19 protein-coding genes are annotated in these 15209 nt (G+C 55.9%); 18 read left to right on the top strand and 1 reads right to left on the bottom strand.

The features are described 5' to 3' along the window. Positions 1-47: 47 nt before the first annotated feature. The gene (locus NI000_RS08070; RefSeq protein ID WP_253409365.1) at positions 48-1181 is read left to right on the top strand and encodes a M20/M25/M40 family metallo-hydrolase; all 1134 of its coding nucleotides are present in this window, start codon (positions 48-50) and stop codon (positions 1179-1181) included. A 111-nt stretch (positions 1182-1292) separates the two neighbouring features. Further along, complete coding sequence (locus NI000_RS08065; RefSeq protein WP_253409363.1) at positions 1293-2492, top strand: DUF3866 family protein; 1200 nt, start codon at positions 1293-1295, stop codon at positions 2490-2492. Here the strand turns inward: NI000_RS08065 and mciZ are convergent. Beyond that, entirely contained in the window at positions 2389-2637 is a 249-nt protein-coding gene (mciZ, locus tag NI000_RS08060; protein ID WP_253409362.1) for a Z-ring formation inhibitor MciZ, read from the bottom strand. The two genes, NI000_RS08065 and mciZ, sit on opposite strands and share 104 nt — an antisense overlap. 158 nt (positions 2638-2795) lie before the next feature. Between mciZ and NI000_RS08055 the strand changes: the two genes are divergently transcribed. From NI000_RS08055 to csaA, 16 genes are all read left to right on the top strand, one after another. After that, on the top strand, positions 2796-3365 hold the full coding sequence (locus NI000_RS08055) for an NUDIX hydrolase (RefSeq protein ID WP_010499016.1): 570 nt from the start codon (positions 2796-2798) through the stop codon (positions 3363-3365). Continuing rightward, a complete protein-coding gene (locus NI000_RS08050) occupies positions 3362-4552 on the top strand; it encodes an endonuclease Q family protein (protein ID WP_253409360.1) in 1191 nt (396 codons plus the stop codon). The genes NI000_RS08055 and NI000_RS08050 overlap by 4 nt, the downstream gene beginning before the upstream one ends. Positions 4553-4629: 77 nt before the next feature. After that, on the top strand, positions 4630-5277 hold the full coding sequence (spoIIM, locus tag NI000_RS08045) for a stage II sporulation protein M (protein WP_253409357.1): 648 nt from the start codon (positions 4630-4632) through the stop codon (positions 5275-5277). A gap of 104 nt (positions 5278-5381) precedes the next feature. After that, entirely contained in the window at positions 5382-5831 is a 450-nt protein-coding gene (fur, locus tag NI000_RS08040; RefSeq protein ID WP_054974905.1) for a ferric iron uptake transcriptional regulator, read from the top strand. Positions 5832-5966: 135 nt separating this feature from the next. Beyond that, positions 5967-7091 carry an alanine dehydrogenase gene (ald, locus tag NI000_RS08035; RefSeq protein WP_253409355.1) on the top strand — a complete coding sequence of 375 codons (1125 nt, stop codon included), beginning with the start codon at positions 5967-5969 and terminating at the stop codon, positions 7089-7091. A gap of 159 nt (positions 7092-7250) precedes the next feature. Continuing rightward, entirely contained in the window at positions 7251-7496 is a 246-nt protein-coding gene (locus NI000_RS08030) for a DUF4227 family protein (RefSeq protein ID WP_253409353.1), read from the top strand. Between the two features lie 91 nt (positions 7497-7587). Next, a complete protein-coding gene (xerD, locus tag NI000_RS08025; RefSeq protein WP_253409351.1) occupies positions 7588-8484 on the top strand; it encodes a site-specific tyrosine recombinase XerD in 897 nt (298 codons plus the stop codon). A gap of 123 nt (positions 8485-8607) precedes the next feature. Further along, positions 8608-8805 (top strand): hypothetical protein, encoded by a 198-nt coding sequence (locus NI000_RS08020; RefSeq protein WP_253409349.1) that lies wholly within the window; start codon positions 8608-8610, stop codon positions 8803-8805. Then, entirely contained in the window at positions 8802-9977 is a 1176-nt protein-coding gene (gene deoB, locus NI000_RS08015; protein WP_253409347.1) for a phosphopentomutase, read from the top strand. The genes NI000_RS08020 and deoB overlap by 4 nt, the downstream gene beginning before the upstream one ends. Positions 9978-10008: 31 nt before the next feature. After that, the gene (locus NI000_RS08010) at positions 10009-10839 is read left to right on the top strand and encodes a purine-nucleoside phosphorylase (protein ID WP_036680851.1); all 831 of its coding nucleotides are present in this window, start codon (positions 10009-10011) and stop codon (positions 10837-10839) included. Between the two features lie 72 nt (positions 10840-10911). Next, positions 10912-11757, top strand: coding sequence for a purine-nucleoside phosphorylase (locus tag NI000_RS08005; protein ID WP_253409622.1), 846 nt, complete (start codon positions 10912-10914; stop codon positions 11755-11757). Between the two features lie 218 nt (positions 11758-11975). Continuing rightward, positions 11976-12521 carry a glutathione peroxidase gene (locus NI000_RS08000; protein WP_253409346.1) on the top strand — a complete coding sequence of 182 codons (546 nt, stop codon included), beginning with the start codon at positions 11976-11978 and terminating at the stop codon, positions 12519-12521. Positions 12522-12664: 143 nt separating this feature from the next. Continuing rightward, the gene (locus tag NI000_RS07995; protein ID WP_054976409.1) at positions 12665-13033 is read left to right on the top strand and encodes a GntR family transcriptional regulator; all 369 of its coding nucleotides are present in this window, start codon (positions 12665-12667) and stop codon (positions 13031-13033) included. Then, the gene (locus tag NI000_RS07990; RefSeq protein WP_253409344.1) at positions 13030-13926 is read left to right on the top strand and encodes an ABC transporter ATP-binding protein; all 897 of its coding nucleotides are present in this window, start codon (positions 13030-13032) and stop codon (positions 13924-13926) included. Before NI000_RS07995 ends, NI000_RS07990 begins: the two co-directional genes overlap by 4 nt. A 56-nt stretch (positions 13927-13982) precedes the next feature. Beyond that, complete coding sequence (locus NI000_RS07985; protein WP_253409341.1) at positions 13983-14609, top strand: hypothetical protein; 627 nt, start codon at positions 13983-13985, stop codon at positions 14607-14609. 107 nt (positions 14610-14716) lie between these two features. Next, positions 14717-15049, top strand: a complete 333-nt coding sequence (csaA, locus tag NI000_RS07980) for a chaperone CsaA (protein WP_253409339.1) — start codon at positions 14717-14719, stop codon at positions 15047-15049. Positions 15050-15209: the final 160 nt, after the last annotated feature.

Here is a 15209-nt window from a genome sequence, read left to right as displayed (position 1 = left end):
GGAATACTATTCCTATAATAACCCAAGCGGCCTAATGGAGGAAAGCTATGATTCAGCAAAAGCGATTGGTAGACGAATTTATCGAGTTGGTTCAAATCGACAGCGAAACGAAGCACGAACAGGAAATCAGCCGCGTGCTGAAGGCAAAATTCACTGAGCTGGGCTTGAAGGTAGAAGAGGACGATTCCGCAGCGAAAACCGGCCACGGCTCGGGCAATCTCATCTGCACGCTGCCGGCGACATCCGCGAAGCCGCTGCCGAAGCTGTTCTTCACTTCGCATATGGATACGGTTACTCCGGGAAAAGGCATCAAGCCGCAGATCGGCGAAGACGGTTATATCCGCAGCGACGGAACGACGATTCTCGGGGCGGACGACAAAGCGGGCCTCGCCGCCATGTTTGAAGCGATTCGCGTCCTGAAAGAGAACAACATCGAGCACGGGCAGATTCAGTTTATCATTACGGCGGGTGAGGAATCCGGCTTGAAGGGCTCCCGGGCAATGGACGCCAAATGGGTCGATGCGGATCTCGGTTTCGCGCTGGACTCGAACGGCACCATCGGAGACATCGCCGTAGCCGCTCCGACGCAGGCGAAGGTGTACATCACGTTCTGGGGCCGCTCGGCTCATGCAGGCGTGAATCCGGAAGCGGGCGTGAGCGCGATTACCGTTGCGAGCAAAGCGATTGCGTGCATGCCGCTCGGCCGCATCGACAAAGAAACGACCGCGAACATCGGTCGCTTCGAAGGCGGCGTGGAAGGCGCGACGAACATCGTCGTCGAGCGGGTAACGCTCGAAGGCGAGGCGCGCAGCATCACGCAGGCCAAAATGTACGAGCAGGTCGAGAAAATGCGTCAAGCGTGCGAGGAAGCGGCGGAGGAAATGGGCGGGAAGCTTGACTTCAAAAGCGAAGTCATCTATCCGGCGTTTATGTACGACGAATCCGTTCCGGTCGTGAAGCTTGCGATGAACGCGCTGACGAACGTCGGCTGCACGCCGCGCACCTTCCATTCCGGCGGGGGCAGTGACGCCAATATGTTCAACGGCATGGGCGTACCGACCGTCAATCTGGCTATCGGCTATCTGGATATCCACACGACGAAAGAACGGATCGCGATCTCGGACCTTGTCAAAACGGCCGAAGTGGTCGTCTCGATCGTCAATGAAGTTACCAAGGCATAATGCTTGACCTTCCGGCATAAAGTAATAGCATACAGGTTGTTTTAATCGCTGCTTATCTCTTTTTAGGGTAAGCGGCGATTTTTTTTGTGCGAAAGCGGGAGGAAACGGACGGTGAGGATACAATGGGAAACGGCAGTCGTTACAGAAACGGTGGGGGAGCCTTTGTCTTCAAATGGTCTGCAGGAGGTCCGGGTGCGGCTTGCGAACGGCGAAACGGCCGCTGCGCTGCACGATCTTGCCATAGGGACGCCGCTTCGGCCGGGGGACGAGGTGCTGCTGAATACGACCGCGGTTCGTCTGGGGCTCGGTACGGGCGGCATTCATTTCGTCCACGCGAGACTTGGGAGGGCGGAAGAGACCATCGACAGCCTGAACGTTGGAGCTACAATCCCTCGGGAGCCAGAGACGCCAGACCGGCTGCGGTCCCCTGGGCCGCAGGAAGGGCATATTATGAAGCTGCGGTACACGTCTTTGCAGCGGGCTGTGCTCTCGGTCGAGGAGCCGTCAAGTCCGCATCACGCTCTGTTTGCCGAATCACTTACGCTGAATGGGATGCCGGTGCTCATCGGCGAGCTCCACAGCATGCTGCCTGCCGCCGTCTGCTGGCTCCGCGAGCTTGCACGCGAGGCGGGAGCGCCAGTACCGCGCATCGCTTATGTCATGACCGACGGGGGCGCCCTGCCTCTGGCGGTTAGCGGACATGTACGGCGATTGCGGGAGCTCGGCTTGCTGGCCGGGGCGGTCACATACGGGCACGCCTACGGAGGCGACGTCGAAGCCGTCAACAAATACACGGCGCTCCTTGCCGCGAGGCATGTGCTAAAAGCCGATCTGGCCGTCGTCTGTATGGGCCCCGGCATCGTAGGCACCGGCACGCTATACGGCTTCAGCGGCATCGAGGCGGGCGAGCTTGTGGGCGCAGTGCATGCCCTTGGGGGCGTGCCCGTGGCGATGGCTCGCATCAGCTTCGCCGATCCGCGGCCGCAGCACCGCGGGCTCAGCCGCCATACGGCGGTGGCGTTGGGCCGAGCCGCGCTCGCGTCGGCCTGCGTCCCGCTGCCGCGGCTGCCTGCCGAAGCGGACACCGCGCTGCTGCGCGAGCAGGTCCGGCAGAGCGGACTCGCCCGGCGTCACCGGCTGTTGTGGGAGACGCCGCCGTCCTTGGAGCAAATGGCCGCTGCGCTGGCAGCGTATGGGCGGCAAATTACTACCATGGGGCGAGCCTTGCCGGACGATCCGGCGTTTTTTGCGGCCATTTGTACGGCGGCAGGGGCGGCGTACCGGCTCCTTCGGAACGAGGAGCCGCAGTAGCCGCACTGCTGGACCGCGTCCCGTCCAGGAAGGCCGAAAGGGGCACATCGGGCGAGACGCGGTCCAGCGCCATTTTCAAATAGTTGCGGATTTCCCAGCCTTTTCCTACCAAACGAAGCTGCCTTGCATTGACATATGTTTTCATAGAGTACCCCCCCTGCTTCGATAGGTTCATATAATCCACCTTATGCGGGAGACGACACGATTATGTCCTTAGTCGGGCGGCCAGCAGCCGCCGGATGTGGTATAATGAGCTTTGGTCTTATTCTTACAATACCCGTAAAGAGAAGAGAGGAATCTTCCATGCCGCATAAGACGCATAAAAAATTCGAAGAAGTGACCGTCTCCACCCAGCCGATTTTTCAAGGCAAAATCATTTCCTTGCAAGTGGATACCGTAAAGCTGCCGAACGGCGCGGAAGCGACCCGCGAGATCGTCAAGCATCCCGGTGCGGTCGCGGTTCTGGCCCTTACCCCGGATGACCGGATGATTGTCGTCGAACAATACCGCAAGCCGCTGGAGAAAAGCCAGGTGGAAATTCCGGCAGGGAAGCTGGACGCCGGCGAGAATCCGCTGGATGCCGCCAAGCGCGAGCTGGAGGAGGAAACTGGCTATACCGCAGGCTCGATCCGCCATATCAGCTCTTTCTATACATCGCCCGGCTTCGCCGACGAAATTCTTCATCTGTATGCCGCCGAGCAGTTGGTGAAAGGACAAGCGAACCCCGACGAAGACGAATTCCTCGAAATCGAAGAGCTTACGCTGGAGCAGGCGCAAGCGTATATCCGGGAGCAGCGGATCAGCGACGCCAAGACGATCATGGCCGTTTACGCCTGGCAGCTGTACAAGCTTACCGGCTCGTTCCCGACATGAGCACGAACGCGTACTACGCCGACCTGCATATCCACATCGGGCGAACGGAAGCGGGCGAAGCGGTCAAAATAAGCGCCGCGAACAACCTGACGTTCTACAACATCGCGCAGGAAGCGTCGGAGCGCAAAGGGATCGACATGATCGGCATCATCGACTGCCATTCGCCGGGCGTGCAGCGCGAAATGCTGCATTATTTGGATACGGGCGAGATGGAAGAGCTGGAAGGAGGGGGCATCCGCTTCCACCGGACGACCGTCCTGCTGGGCTGCGAGATCGAGGTGCGCGACCCCGGCTTGGGGACCGCCCATTTGCTCGCTTATTTGCCCAAGCTTGGCGACATGCAGAGCTTCACGGAGTGGTTGCGCAAGCATATGAAAAATGTGCAGCTCAGCTCGCAGCGCATCTATGTCACGGCCCGGGAGCTTCAGCGGGAAGTTATCGCGCGCGGAGGCTTCTTGATTCCGGCCCATATCTTCACGCCGCATAAAAGCGTCTACGGGAGCTGCTCGACGCGGATGGAGCATCTGCTCGACTTGGATGGAATCGCGGCCGTAGAGCTCGGTCTCAGCGCCGACACCGTCATGGCCGGGCATATCAGCGAACTGGACCGCTATACCTTTTTGACCAACTCCGATGCTCATTCGCTTCCGAAGATCGGACGCGAATACAATAAACTGGCGCTTGAGGTGCCGACGTTCGAGGAGCTGCGGAAGGCTTTGTCGCAGGAGGACGGACGCGGCGTGCTTGCCAATTACGGGCTCAATCCGCGTCTTGGCAAATACCACCGCACGTACTGCGGCGATTGCAGCTCGATTCTCGACGAGCAGGGCCAGACTGCCGTGGAGCGCTGCTTGTACTGCGGCAGCCCACGGATTGTCCGCGGCGTCATGGACCGCATTCTGAGCCTTGCGGATCGGGAGGAGCCTCGGGTTGCCCCGGACCGACCGCCTTATTGCTACCAAGTGCCGCTTGAATACATTCCGGGCCTCGGGCCGAAAACGTTCAATCGTCTCATCGAGCGGTTCGGCTCCGAAATGAACCTGCTACACCGCGTATCGTTCGAAGAGCTCGCGGCTGCGGCGGGCGAAACGATAGCCGGCTATATTATGGAAGCGCGCGCGGGTACGCTGCGGCTCGATACGGGCGGCGGCGGCAAATACGGCAAAGTGTCCTCACGGCAAGAATAACGCGAAAAACGGACGGAGTCATAAACCGGTGTGCCCCCTCATATTCTGTACTATTCGGACAAGGGGGGCGCACCGGCATGATGCGGAACCGTACGCTTGAGCAGTATATGAAGGAGCATTTGTCGTTCTATTTATTCGTAAGCGTCGTCTTCGTCACGGGCGTCGTTTTCGGTGCGGTTATGGTGAACGCCCTGTCGCTGGAGCAGAAGCAGGAGCTGAGCCGGTATTTGGGCAGCTTTTTTGCGTCCGTCCATCAAGGCGGGCTGGAGGGCGATGTTACGGGTTCGTTCAAAGATTCGTTTTCCATGCATATCAAATGGTTTTTAATTATTTGGGTGCTGGGCCTGTCCGTCATCGGCTTGCCGTTAATCCTTATTCTGGATTTTTTAAAGGGCGTGCTGGTCGGCTTCACCGTCGGCTATCTGGTCGGCACCTTATCGTGGAAAGGGCTGCTGTTTGCGCTCGTTTCGGTCGTGCCGCCGAACCTGGTAGTCATCCCTTTGCTGCTCGTATGCAGCGTCACGGCGATGGCTTTCACGATTCATCTGGTCAAAAACCGGTTTATCAGCCGCAAAGGCGCTCTATACGAACCGTTTATGCGATTTTCGGGCGTCATTCTGGCTTCCGGGGCGCTGCTGCTCGGCGTGGCGGTATTCGAGGCTTATGTCTCACCGGCCATGATGAAATGGGTAACTCCCATGCTGGTAACGATGTCCGGGTCTTAAAAGGTTTGACTTTCCCTAAGTCCTCCTCCTATAATGTAAGCATGAAGAAAGCTTAAGCTTACGAGAAAGGTTTTGCTTCGGTGCAAAACCCGTGGGGGAGAAGCATGGAATCTCGCATCGAAAAAATCAAACAACAGCTGCAATCGCAAGGCTACAAGCTGACGCCTCAACGGGAAGCGACCGTCAGGGTTTTGCTGGAGAACGAAGAGGATCATCTGAGCGCGGAAGACGTGTTTATGCTCGTCAAAGATAAAGCGCCCGAAATCGGCCTTGCCACCGTCTATCGTACGTTGGAACTGCTCAGCGAGCTGCACGTCCTCGAGAAAATGAACTTCGGCGACGGTGTGGCACGCTACGACTTGCGCAACGACAGCTCTCATCACCATCATCATCACCTCATCTGCGTGCAGTGCGGTGCCGTCGACGAAATTATGGAAGATTGGCTCGGCGCGCTGGAAGAACGGCTGGAGCGGGAATACCGGTTCCAGGTGCTCGACCACCGGCTCGATTTTCAGGGCATTTGCCACCGCTGCCGCGACAAGAACAAATCGTAAACACGAAACCTTCGGCTTGACGCTAGATCAAGTATGAAGGTTTTTTGCATTTTGTCACATATTCGCACCGAAAAGGCAAACGCTATACAATATCATACGCTTTGGTTGAACAACGGGAACAGGAGGCATGGAACGATGATTATCGGGATACCGAAAGAAATCAAAAACAACGAAAACCGCGTTGCCTTAACCCCTGGCGGCGCAGCGGTCCTGAGAGAAGCCGGGCATAGCGTTATTGTGGAAGCGGGAGCCGGTGCGGGCAGCGGATTTTCCGACGAAGAGTATGCCAAGGAAGGCGCCGAGCTGCTACCTACGGCTGCCGAGGTTTGGGGCAAAGCGGAGATGATTATGAAGGTGAAGGAGCCGCTCTCTGCGGAATTCGGTTATTTCCGCGAAGGGTTGACGCTGTTTACCTATCTTCATTTGGCGGCCGAGCCGAAGCTGACTGAGGCGCTTGTGCAGCAGAAAGTAACCGCCATCGCGTACGAGACCATCCAGCTTCCGAGCGGGGGATTGCCGCTGCTTACTCCGATGAGCGAAGTGGCCGGGCGCATGTCCGTTCAGGTCGGTGCGCAGTTTCTGGAGAAAAATTACGGCGGGCGCGGCATTCTGCTCGGCGGCGTACCTGGAGTGCCTCCGGCGGACGTGATCATTTTGGGCGGAGGCATCGTCGGAACCAACGCTGCGAAAATGGCGCTCGGACTCGGCGCCAACGTCGTCGTCATCGAACGCAGCGCGGAACGGCTCCGGTATTTGGACGACGTGTTCCACGGCCGCATCCGCACGTTGATGTCCAACCCCTACAACATTGCCAATGCGGTACAAAAGGCGGATCTGCTGATCGGGGCCGTCCTTATTCCCGGAGCGAAAGCACCGAAGCTCGTTAGCGAGGACATGGTGCGGCAGATGAAGCCCGGGGCCGTCATCGTGGACGTAGCCGTCGATCAAGGCGGATCGATCGCGACGGTGGATCGCGTGACGACGCACAGCGCGCCGACGTACGAGAAGCATGGCGTCCTTCATTATGCGGTCGCCAACATGCCGGGAGCCGTGCCGCGTACCTCTACGCTGGCGCTTACGAATGTGACCATCGGCTACGCCCTCGAATTGGCTGGCAAAGGGGTGACCCGTGCGCTCTACGGCAATCCGCCGCTGAAGCTCGGCGTGAACACCTATCAGGGCCACGTCACGTATCCCGCGGTAGCCGAAGCCGTCGGTTTGCCTTATACGGGCTTGGATTCGCTGCTGCCAATAAGTTGATCAAGGCAGCGGTGCATGCTGGCGGTAGTTTCGTCTCGTCCTTCGTTCGAGTACGCATAATTTGGCCAGTCCGGTCATAGTGTACTCTTAGAACCTGTCTGAACTCCCGCGGTCCGGCGCCAAGCCGTCGGCAGGGAGCAGGGGAGGAGGGGACAAGCCGTGATTGTTCATGTTCGGGCGCGAAAATGGCTCGGCCGCTTTCGCTTCGCACTTTTGTTCGTGGTGTTTACGTTCGCGCTTTATCACATGCTGCTCGCCGTTACGCGATGGCTGGAGCCGGAGCCGAAGTACAAGGAGCCTGCAGGCCGCGCCGTCAAAGCGTTCCAGAACGATAAGACGGCTTCGGTTTCCGACAAAATCAAGATGAGCGAACGACTGAAGCTGTTCTACCGGATCGGCGAGTAAAAAAGCTTCCCGATGCGGAAGGAAAATTGATCCTGCATGTGGAATTGTTTTAAAAGCGCCGATGCAAGACATAAAAGGGGATCAATTGCGCATGAAACAGGAACTCAACTCGTTTATCCGTTTTTTGGCGGAGGATCGGGGCCTTGCTCAGAATACGCTGGACTCGTACCGACGCGATTTGTCTCAGTATATAGATTATTTGGAAAGCTCCGGCATCTCTTCGCTGGGCGACAGCGGGAAGCTGAACATTTCCGGCTATATGCTGGACCTGAAGCAGCGGGGGAGGGCTACGGCCACGCTTTCCCGGAGTATGGTTTCCATCCGCGCCTTTTACCAGTTCCTCGTGAAGGAACGTCTGCTGGACAGCGATCCGTCGCTGCACATGGAGACGCCGAGACTCGAGAAACGGATTCCGAAGGTGCTGTCGGTTCAAGAGGTTGGCAAGCTGCTCCAAGCCCCCCTGACGACGACGCCCAACGGGATGCGGGATAAGGCAATGCTGGAGGTGCTGTACGCGACGGGAATCCGGGTATCGGAGCTCATCTCGCTTGACGTGGACAGCGTCAATCCGAGTATGGGCTTTATCCGTTGTGTCGGCAAAGGCAAAGAACGGATCGTTCCGCTCGGAAGAATCGCTTCGGAGTATGTGGAGGCCTATATCCAAACGATGCGTCCGAAGCTGCTTAAGCCGTCCAAGACCGAGGAGGCGTTGTTTGTCAGCCATTTGGGGACCCGGATGACGCGTCAGGGCTTCTGGAAAATCATTAAACGTTATGCTGCGGAATCCGACATTCGGATGGAAATTACCCCGCACACGCTCCGGCATTCGTTTGCCGCGCACTTGCTGGAGAACGGAGCCGACCTCCGGTCTGTTCAGGAAATGCTCGGTCATGCGGACATCTCGACGACGCAGATTTATACGCAAGTTACCCGGAGCAAAATGAAGGAGGTCTATGATCGGACCCATCCCCGGGCCAAAATCGAATAGTCTTCCGGCGAGCCCGTTCCTCTGCGCCTGAGAGACCGGGTTTTTCGTATTGCGGCTTTTTGCAAACCATGTCCGCTTTTGCGATAATAATGGTAGGCTTGTCGAAAGGATCGGCCTGCGAGGATGGCATTGCCTCACCATGGCCAAGTTTTCGCTTTCGCTGTAGCATTGCTGCGCAATGCCCGAATCGGCGCTTACGAAGAAAGCATTGCTGTGCAATACCAAGCTTGTGCTTACGAAGATGGCATTGCTGCGCAATGCCAAGCCTGTGCTTACGAAGAAAGTATTGCTTCGCAATACTCTGAGGAGGGACATCCATGAAATTTAAACGAGTATGCTTGATTGTGCTTGATAGCGTAGGGATCGGCGAACTGCCGGATGCCGCGCGTTTTAACGATACCGGAGCCCATACGCTCGGCCACATCGCAGAGCGCGTGCCGTCGCTGCGCGTGCCCCATATGCAGCAGCTCGGCCTCGGAAATATTGCCGGGCTTCAGGGCGTTGATCCGGTTGAACGCCCAGGCGGATATTACGGCAAAATGGCCGAGGTATCGGTCGGCAAAGATACGATGACCGGCCACTGGGAAATTATGGGTCTGAATGTGACCGTTCCGTTCAATGTATTTCCGGACGGCTTCCCACCGGAGCTGATCGCCCGTTTCGAACAGGAAACCGGGCGCAAGGTCATTGGCAACAAGCCGGCCTCCGGAACGGAAATATTGGATGAACTGGGCGAGGAGCAGATGAAAACCGGGGCTTGGATCGTCTACACTTCGGCGGACAGCGTGTTCCAGCTTGCGGCGCATGAAGAGATTATTCCGCTGGAGGAGCTGTACCGCGCCTGCGAGATCGCCCGCAAGCTGACGCTCGAAGATCCGTATACGGTCGGTCGTGTTATAGCGCGGCCTTATGTTGGAACGCCAGGGGCGTTCAAACGCACGCCGAATCGTCACGATTATGCGGTGAAGCCGCCGGCTCCGACGGTCATGAACCAGCTGAAGGATGCGGGACTCGATTGCATCGCCGTCGGGAAGATCAACGATATTTTTGACGGAGAAGGCGTGACCCGTGCGCTTCCGACCAAAAGCAATCTCGACGGGATTCACAAGACGATTGACGTTATGGGAGAATCGTTCCAAGGGCTGCTGTTTACGAACCTCGTCGATTTTGACTCGCTGTACGGCCACCGCCGTGACCCGGAAGGGTATGCCATGGCGCTGAACGAATTCGACGAATGGCTGCCCAAGCTGATGGAACGGGTCGGCAAGGACGACCTGCTTATTCTGACTGCCGATCACGGCAACGATCCGATTCATCACGGGACGGACCATACCCGCGAGTATGTGCCGCTTCTGGTGTACAGCCCGGCGTTCGAAACAACGGGGACGGTCGGAGTCCGCAGCACGTTTTCGGATCTTGGCGCGACGGTTGCCGAAAACTTCGGCGTGAAGGGAACAGGCAACGGAGCCAGCTTTTTGAACGAATTGAAATAACAAGTACATATTGCCGGGGAGGACGATTCGAATGAGCGATCAAACGACGCTGTTGAAGAACATTAAGGAAGCCGCGGAATATATCCGCGGGAAATATCCGGAGAAGCCGGAAATTAGCCTGATTCTTGGCTCCGGCCTCGGCGTGCTGGCCGATTTGGTGGAAGGCGGGGTAACAATTCCATATGAGGACATTCCGCATTTTCCGGTATCTACGGTTGAAGGCCATGCCGGCGAGCTGCTGCTCGGTAAAGTGGAAGGCAAGCACGTGCTGATGATGAAAGGCCGTTTTCATATGTATGAAGGATACGGCGTAGAAACGGTATCGTTCCCGGTCCGCGTCATGAAGGAGCTTGGCGTGGAGAAACTGCTGGTGACCAACGCTGCCGGCGGCATCAACACGTCGTTCGAGGTCGGTGACCTGATGCTGATCCGTGATCATATTAACTTTACGTTCCGCAATCCGCTTATTGGACCGAACCACAGCGAACTGGGCGTTCGTTTCCCGGACATGTCCGAAGCGTACAGCCGCCGTTTGCGCGAGGCTGCGAAGGAGGTAGCGGCAGAGCAGGGGCTGAAGCTGCAGGAGGGGGTATACCTCGGGCTGCTCGGACCGTCGTACGAAACGCCTGCGGAAATCCGCATGATGCGGACGCTCGGCGGCGACGCCGTGGGCATGTCCACCGTACCGGAAGTGCTTGTTGCGCGGCATGCGGGTATTGAAGTGCTCGGTTTTTCCTGCATCAGCAATATGGCGGCGGGCATCCTGGATCAGCCGTTGTCCCATGCGGAGGTTATGGAAACGACGGAGCGCGCGAAGCCGAAATTTCTTAAGCTGGTGCTCGGAATCATCTCGCGAATCTAGAATGTCATGGTGATTGGAACGGCGTCCGCCTTTCAAGCGACCGCCAAATTCGATTCGAAAGAGGGAGAAGAGATGGAACCGAACTACGTTGAACATATTCAAGAAGCAGCTCAATGGATCAGCGACCGCATCGAACGAAGATCTTTGGATATGGGCTTGGTGCTTGGCTCCGGCCTTGGCGATATGGCCGCTCAGGTGGAGGATGCGATCGCCATTCCTTACGATAGAATTCCGCATTTTCCGGTATCTACGGTGGAAGGCCATGCCGGGCAATTTGTCATCGGCAAGCTCGAAGGCAAAAATGTCATCGTCATGCAGGGCCGCTTTCATTATTACGAAGGCTACTCCATGAAAAAAGTCGTCTTCCCGATCTACGTCATGATGCAGCTCGGCGTTCGGTCGCTTGTCATTACGAACGCGGCGGGCGGCATGAACCGCGGCTTTCAGGCGGGCGATTTGATGCTGATCTCCGACCAGCTCAATCTGACGGGGGACAACCCGCTCATCGGAATCAATCATCCGGAGCTCGGTCCTCGTTTTCCGGACATGTCGCAGGCGTATACCCCGCAATTCCGTGATCTCGCCAAGCGGATTGCTGCCCAAATGGGACAGGAGCGCGGCGAAGCGATCCGGCTGCAGGAAGGCGTATACGCGGGCATTAGCGGTCCGAACTATTTGCCTCCGGCCGAGCTGACCATGCTCGCGAACCTCGGCGGCGACGCCGTAGGCATGTCTACGGTAGGCGAAGTGATTGCTGCAAGCCACGCAGGCCTTAAGGTGCTCGGCATCTCCTGCATTACCGACATGGCGATCGGCGAGGAGCTGGAGCCGCTCACGCATGAGCAGGTTGTGGCAGTGGCGAACCGCACGAAGCCGATCTTCATCGAGCTGGTGCGCCGTTTTGTGAAAGAAGCATAGGCTTACCGTCTAAATAAAGCTAATGAAAGAACCGCTTTCCTTCGATTTTTACAGGGGAAGCGGTTTTTTTAGCTTAAAAAAGGAACATGAAAGGCTTGACAGAAGCTGGCACCATATGATAAATTTTAAACAATTAAATTGTATACAATTTAATTTTCGATTCGCTAATTAGTATTAAAACCGCATCAACCAAATCAAACGACAATGGAGGAATTATCATGTCTATCTATTCATTCCAAGCGAACAATATCCGAGGCCAAGAAGTCAGCCTGGAGCAATATGAGGGCAAGGTCGTGCTGATCGTCAATACGGCCAGCAAATGCGGCTTCACCTCGCAGTACGCCGACCTGCAAAAACTGTACGAAAAATTCCGGGACCAGGGGCTGGTCATTCTGGGCTTCCCTTGCAATCAATTCGGCGAGCAGGAGCCGGGGAGCAGTGAAGATGTCCATACCTTCTGCCAATTGAACTACGGGGTTTCGTTTCCGTTGTTTGAGAAAGTGAACGTGCGCGGTTCGGAGAAACATCCGCTTTTTGCTTATGTGACGGAGCAAGCCCCGTTCGAGGGATTCGATCTCGACCAGTCGGCCGGCAAAATGCTGAGTGCATTTCTGCAAGAGAAGCAGCCTGAGCTGCTGGCCGGGGACGACATTAAATGGAACTTCACGAAGTTTCTCGTCAATCGCGAAGGCAAGGTTGTTAAGCGGTTTGAATCGACGGTCGACCCGCTCGATATCGAACCGGCAGTCGAAGCATTACTTTAACGGTACAATGAATAGTCCCTGAGAGCCTTCGCTTCTAGGCTTTCGGGGATTTTTTCTATTTTTTGCTCAAATCCGATTGACATAGAAGTTGCTTGGATATATAGTTAGTTACATGAGTAATTAACCAGTTTGGTGGTGAACAAATGACCTTAATAGACGACAGCCGTCCGATTTTTGTTCAGATCGCCGAACGGATTGAAAATGACATCATCGAAGGCGGCATGCCCGAAGAATCGCAGGTTCCTTCGACGAATCAATTCGCGGCATTTTATCAGATCAACCCGGCAACGGCGGCCAAGGGAGTCAATCTGTTGGTGGACCAAGGTATATTGTACAAGAAGCGGGGGATAGGCATGTTTGTAGCGACCGGCGCGCGCGCACAATTGATGGAGAAGCGGAGAGAGCAGTTTTTTGAGCAATATGTGGTGACGATGATCCGTGAAGCCGAGAAGCTCGGGATTACATCGGAGCAGCTGATGGATATGATCCGGAGAGGGGATGGGGGCAAGTGAATCCGATAGTCGAAGTGAGCCGGCTGACCAAGTCTTACGGGAACGTCAAAGCGGTGGACGACATCAGCTTTTCCATCGAGCCGAACAAAATTTACGGGCTTCTCGGGCGAAACGGTGCGGGCAAGACGACAGTCATGCATATGATCACGGCTCAAATTTTTCCTACGAGTGGAGAAGTTGAAGTATTCGGTGAAAGCCCGTACGAGAACAATAGCGTGCTTAGCAGAATGTGCTTTATCAAGGAAAGCCAAAAGTACCCGGACAACTTCCACGTTATCGATGTGCTGGAGGTGGCAGAATCGTTGTTTCCGCAGTGGGACCGCGAGTACGCCTATGAACTGATTGAGACATTCGGGCTTCCGCTGAAAAGGAAAATGAAGAAGCTGTCCCGAGGCATGCTATCCGCTGCAGGAATCGTCGTGGGTCTTGCCAGCCGAGCGCCGCTTACGATATTCGACGAGCCCTATTTGGGTCTCGATGCGGTGGCCAGAGGGTTATTCTACGAAAAGCTGCTTGAGGATTACTCGGCTTATCCGAGAACCGTCATATTGTCGACGCATTTGATTGATGAAGTCAGCCGGCTTCTGGAGCATGTGATTGTGATCGATGGCGGCAAGCTGATTTTGAACGAGGATACCGAGGCGCTTCGGGGGCGGGCGTTTGCCGTCGTAGGAACGGCCCGTACCGTGGAAAAATTCATTCGAGCCCGGGAAATCATACATCAGGAAGCATTCGGCGGACTGATTTCGGCAACGGTGATGGATGAACTGAGCGAGAAAGAGCGGAAAGAAGGGGAAGCGCTCGGGCTCGAATTCTCCCCCGTTTCCTTACAGCAATTAGTCGTCCATTTAACGAAGCATACCTCGGACAGAAAGGCGGGAAGTACTCTATGAACCGCATTGCGAGCGTAGCAAAAATGCATTTAAGAGATAAGCTTTCCTGGATATACATGCCTTGGATCATTATCTTATTCAATCTCATCATACATCTTACCATCCGGTTTTCGATCGGCGGGAAAGACGGAATGTATACCGGCGGCATTACTTCCCTTTATGTATATATGCTGGTTATCGGGATGATCGCTCTGCCTCAAACGTTTGTCTTTGCACTTGGCTTGGGTGTCCGGAGAAAAGATTATTTTGCCGGAACGGCGATGAACTTTGCTCTGATCAGCCTGGGTACGGCCATCCTGCTATTGCTGCTCTCCCTGATTGAAGGCTGGAGCGGCGGCTGGGGAATGGGGCTCCACTTTTTCCGTATGCCTTATTGGGGTGACGGTGCGGCGATCGGGCAAGTGATGAGAAACTTCGTGTTACTGCTGCATCTGTTCTTTCTTGGATTTGCCATTTCGAGCGTCCAGCGGCGTTATGGGTGGTTCGGTATGATTTTGCTATCGGGCGGCATCTTCGCGGTTGTTAGTGTCCTCGTGGTTATGTCAAGCTATTACCAATGGTGGGGAGACTTGTTTCAATGGATCGCGGGCAAATCGGCGTCTGAATGGGCGGGCTGGTTGTTTGCACTCATGGTCGTCTATGCGCTTGCGTCGTATTCCATGCTTCGCAAGTCGGCAATATGACGAAACCGGAAGGTAAAATAACGTTATAACGAAACGGTTCGTTGCTTTGTCCCTTTGTGCTGGGCTATCATGGTTATTAAAGCATGAATAACTCGGGAGGAAGCGGAATGGAAGCAACGATCGACGATTTTCATAAGCTGGACCTGCGCATCGGCACGGTGATTGCCGCCGAGCCTTTCCCGGAAGCGCGGGTTCCGGCCATCAAGCTGCAGATCGATTTCGGAGAGCTCGGGATCAAGCGCTCCAGCGCACAGATTACGAAGCGGTATGTGCCGGAAGAGCTTATCGGCAGACAGGTTGTAGCGGTTGTTAATTTTCCACCCAGACGCATTGCCGGATACGTATCCGAGGTGCTGGTGCTCGGCGGGGTGCCGGAGCAGGGAGATGTCATTTTGCTCGCGCCGGACCAGGCGGCTCCGAACGGGACGCCGATCGCATAGTTATGGAAAAAGTACTCCACCTTCCTCGGAAGCGGGAGTACTTTTTTTGTCGCGGCTCGTTATTTCGATTTCTTTGCGCCTTTGTCGCTGGTACGGGTCGTCGTGTTCTGATTCCCGTGGCCTTGCTGCTTGTCAGACATGTGCGGCACCTCCTGTTCCT

It is taken from the genome of Paenibacillus tyrphae (assembly GCF_024158745.1).
Classification (GTDB): domain Bacteria; phylum Bacillota; class Bacilli; order Paenibacillales; family NBRC-103111; genus Paenibacillus_G; species Paenibacillus_G tyrfis_A.
The sequence above is the reverse complement of the archived record's forward strand: the minus strand, read 5'-3'. Positions and strand labels throughout refer to the sequence as shown.

Coding starts and splice junctions, on each gene's coding strand:
- ald (WP_253409355.1), top strand. CDS start 5,967: ATGATTATCGGGATACCGAAAGAAATCAAAAACAACGAAAACCGCGTT.
- NI000_RS07985 (WP_253409341.1), top strand. CDS start 13,983: ATGCCTTGGATCATTATCTTATTCAATCTCATCATACATCTTACCATC.
- NI000_RS08020 (WP_253409349.1), top strand. CDS start 8,608: ATGGCATTGCCTCACCATGGCCAAGTTTTCGCTTTCGCTGTAGCATTG.
- spoIIM (WP_253409357.1), top strand. CDS start 4,630: ATGATGCGGAACCGTACGCTTGAGCAGTATATGAAGGAGCATTTGTCG.
- NI000_RS07995 (WP_054976409.1), top strand. CDS start 12,665: ATGACCTTAATAGACGACAGCCGTCCGATTTTTGTTCAGATCGCCGAA.
- NI000_RS08000 (WP_253409346.1), top strand. CDS start 11,976: ATGTCTATCTATTCATTCCAAGCGAACAATATCCGAGGCCAAGAAGTC.
- mciZ (WP_253409362.1), bottom strand. CDS start 2,637: ATGAAAACATATGTCAATGCAAGGCAGCTTCGTTTGGTAGGAAAAGGC.
- xerD (WP_253409351.1), top strand. CDS start 7,588: ATGAAACAGGAACTCAACTCGTTTATCCGTTTTTTGGCGGAGGATCGG.
- NI000_RS08050 (WP_253409360.1), top strand. CDS start 3,362: ATGAGCACGAACGCGTACTACGCCGACCTGCATATCCACATCGGGCGA.
- deoB (WP_253409347.1), top strand. CDS start 8,802: ATGAAATTTAAACGAGTATGCTTGATTGTGCTTGATAGCGTAGGGATC.
- NI000_RS08055 (WP_010499016.1), top strand. CDS start 2,796: ATGCCGCATAAGACGCATAAAAAATTCGAAGAAGTGACCGTCTCCACC.
- csaA (WP_253409339.1), top strand. CDS start 14,717: ATGGAAGCAACGATCGACGATTTTCATAAGCTGGACCTGCGCATCGGC.
- fur (WP_054974905.1), top strand. CDS start 5,382: ATGGAATCTCGCATCGAAAAAATCAAACAACAGCTGCAATCGCAAGGC.
- NI000_RS08005 (WP_253409622.1), top strand. CDS start 10,912: ATGGAACCGAACTACGTTGAACATATTCAAGAAGCAGCTCAATGGATC.
- NI000_RS08010 (WP_036680851.1), top strand. CDS start 10,009: ATGAGCGATCAAACGACGCTGTTGAAGAACATTAAGGAAGCCGCGGAA.
- NI000_RS08070 (WP_253409365.1), top strand. CDS start 48: ATGATTCAGCAAAAGCGATTGGTAGACGAATTTATCGAGTTGGTTCAA.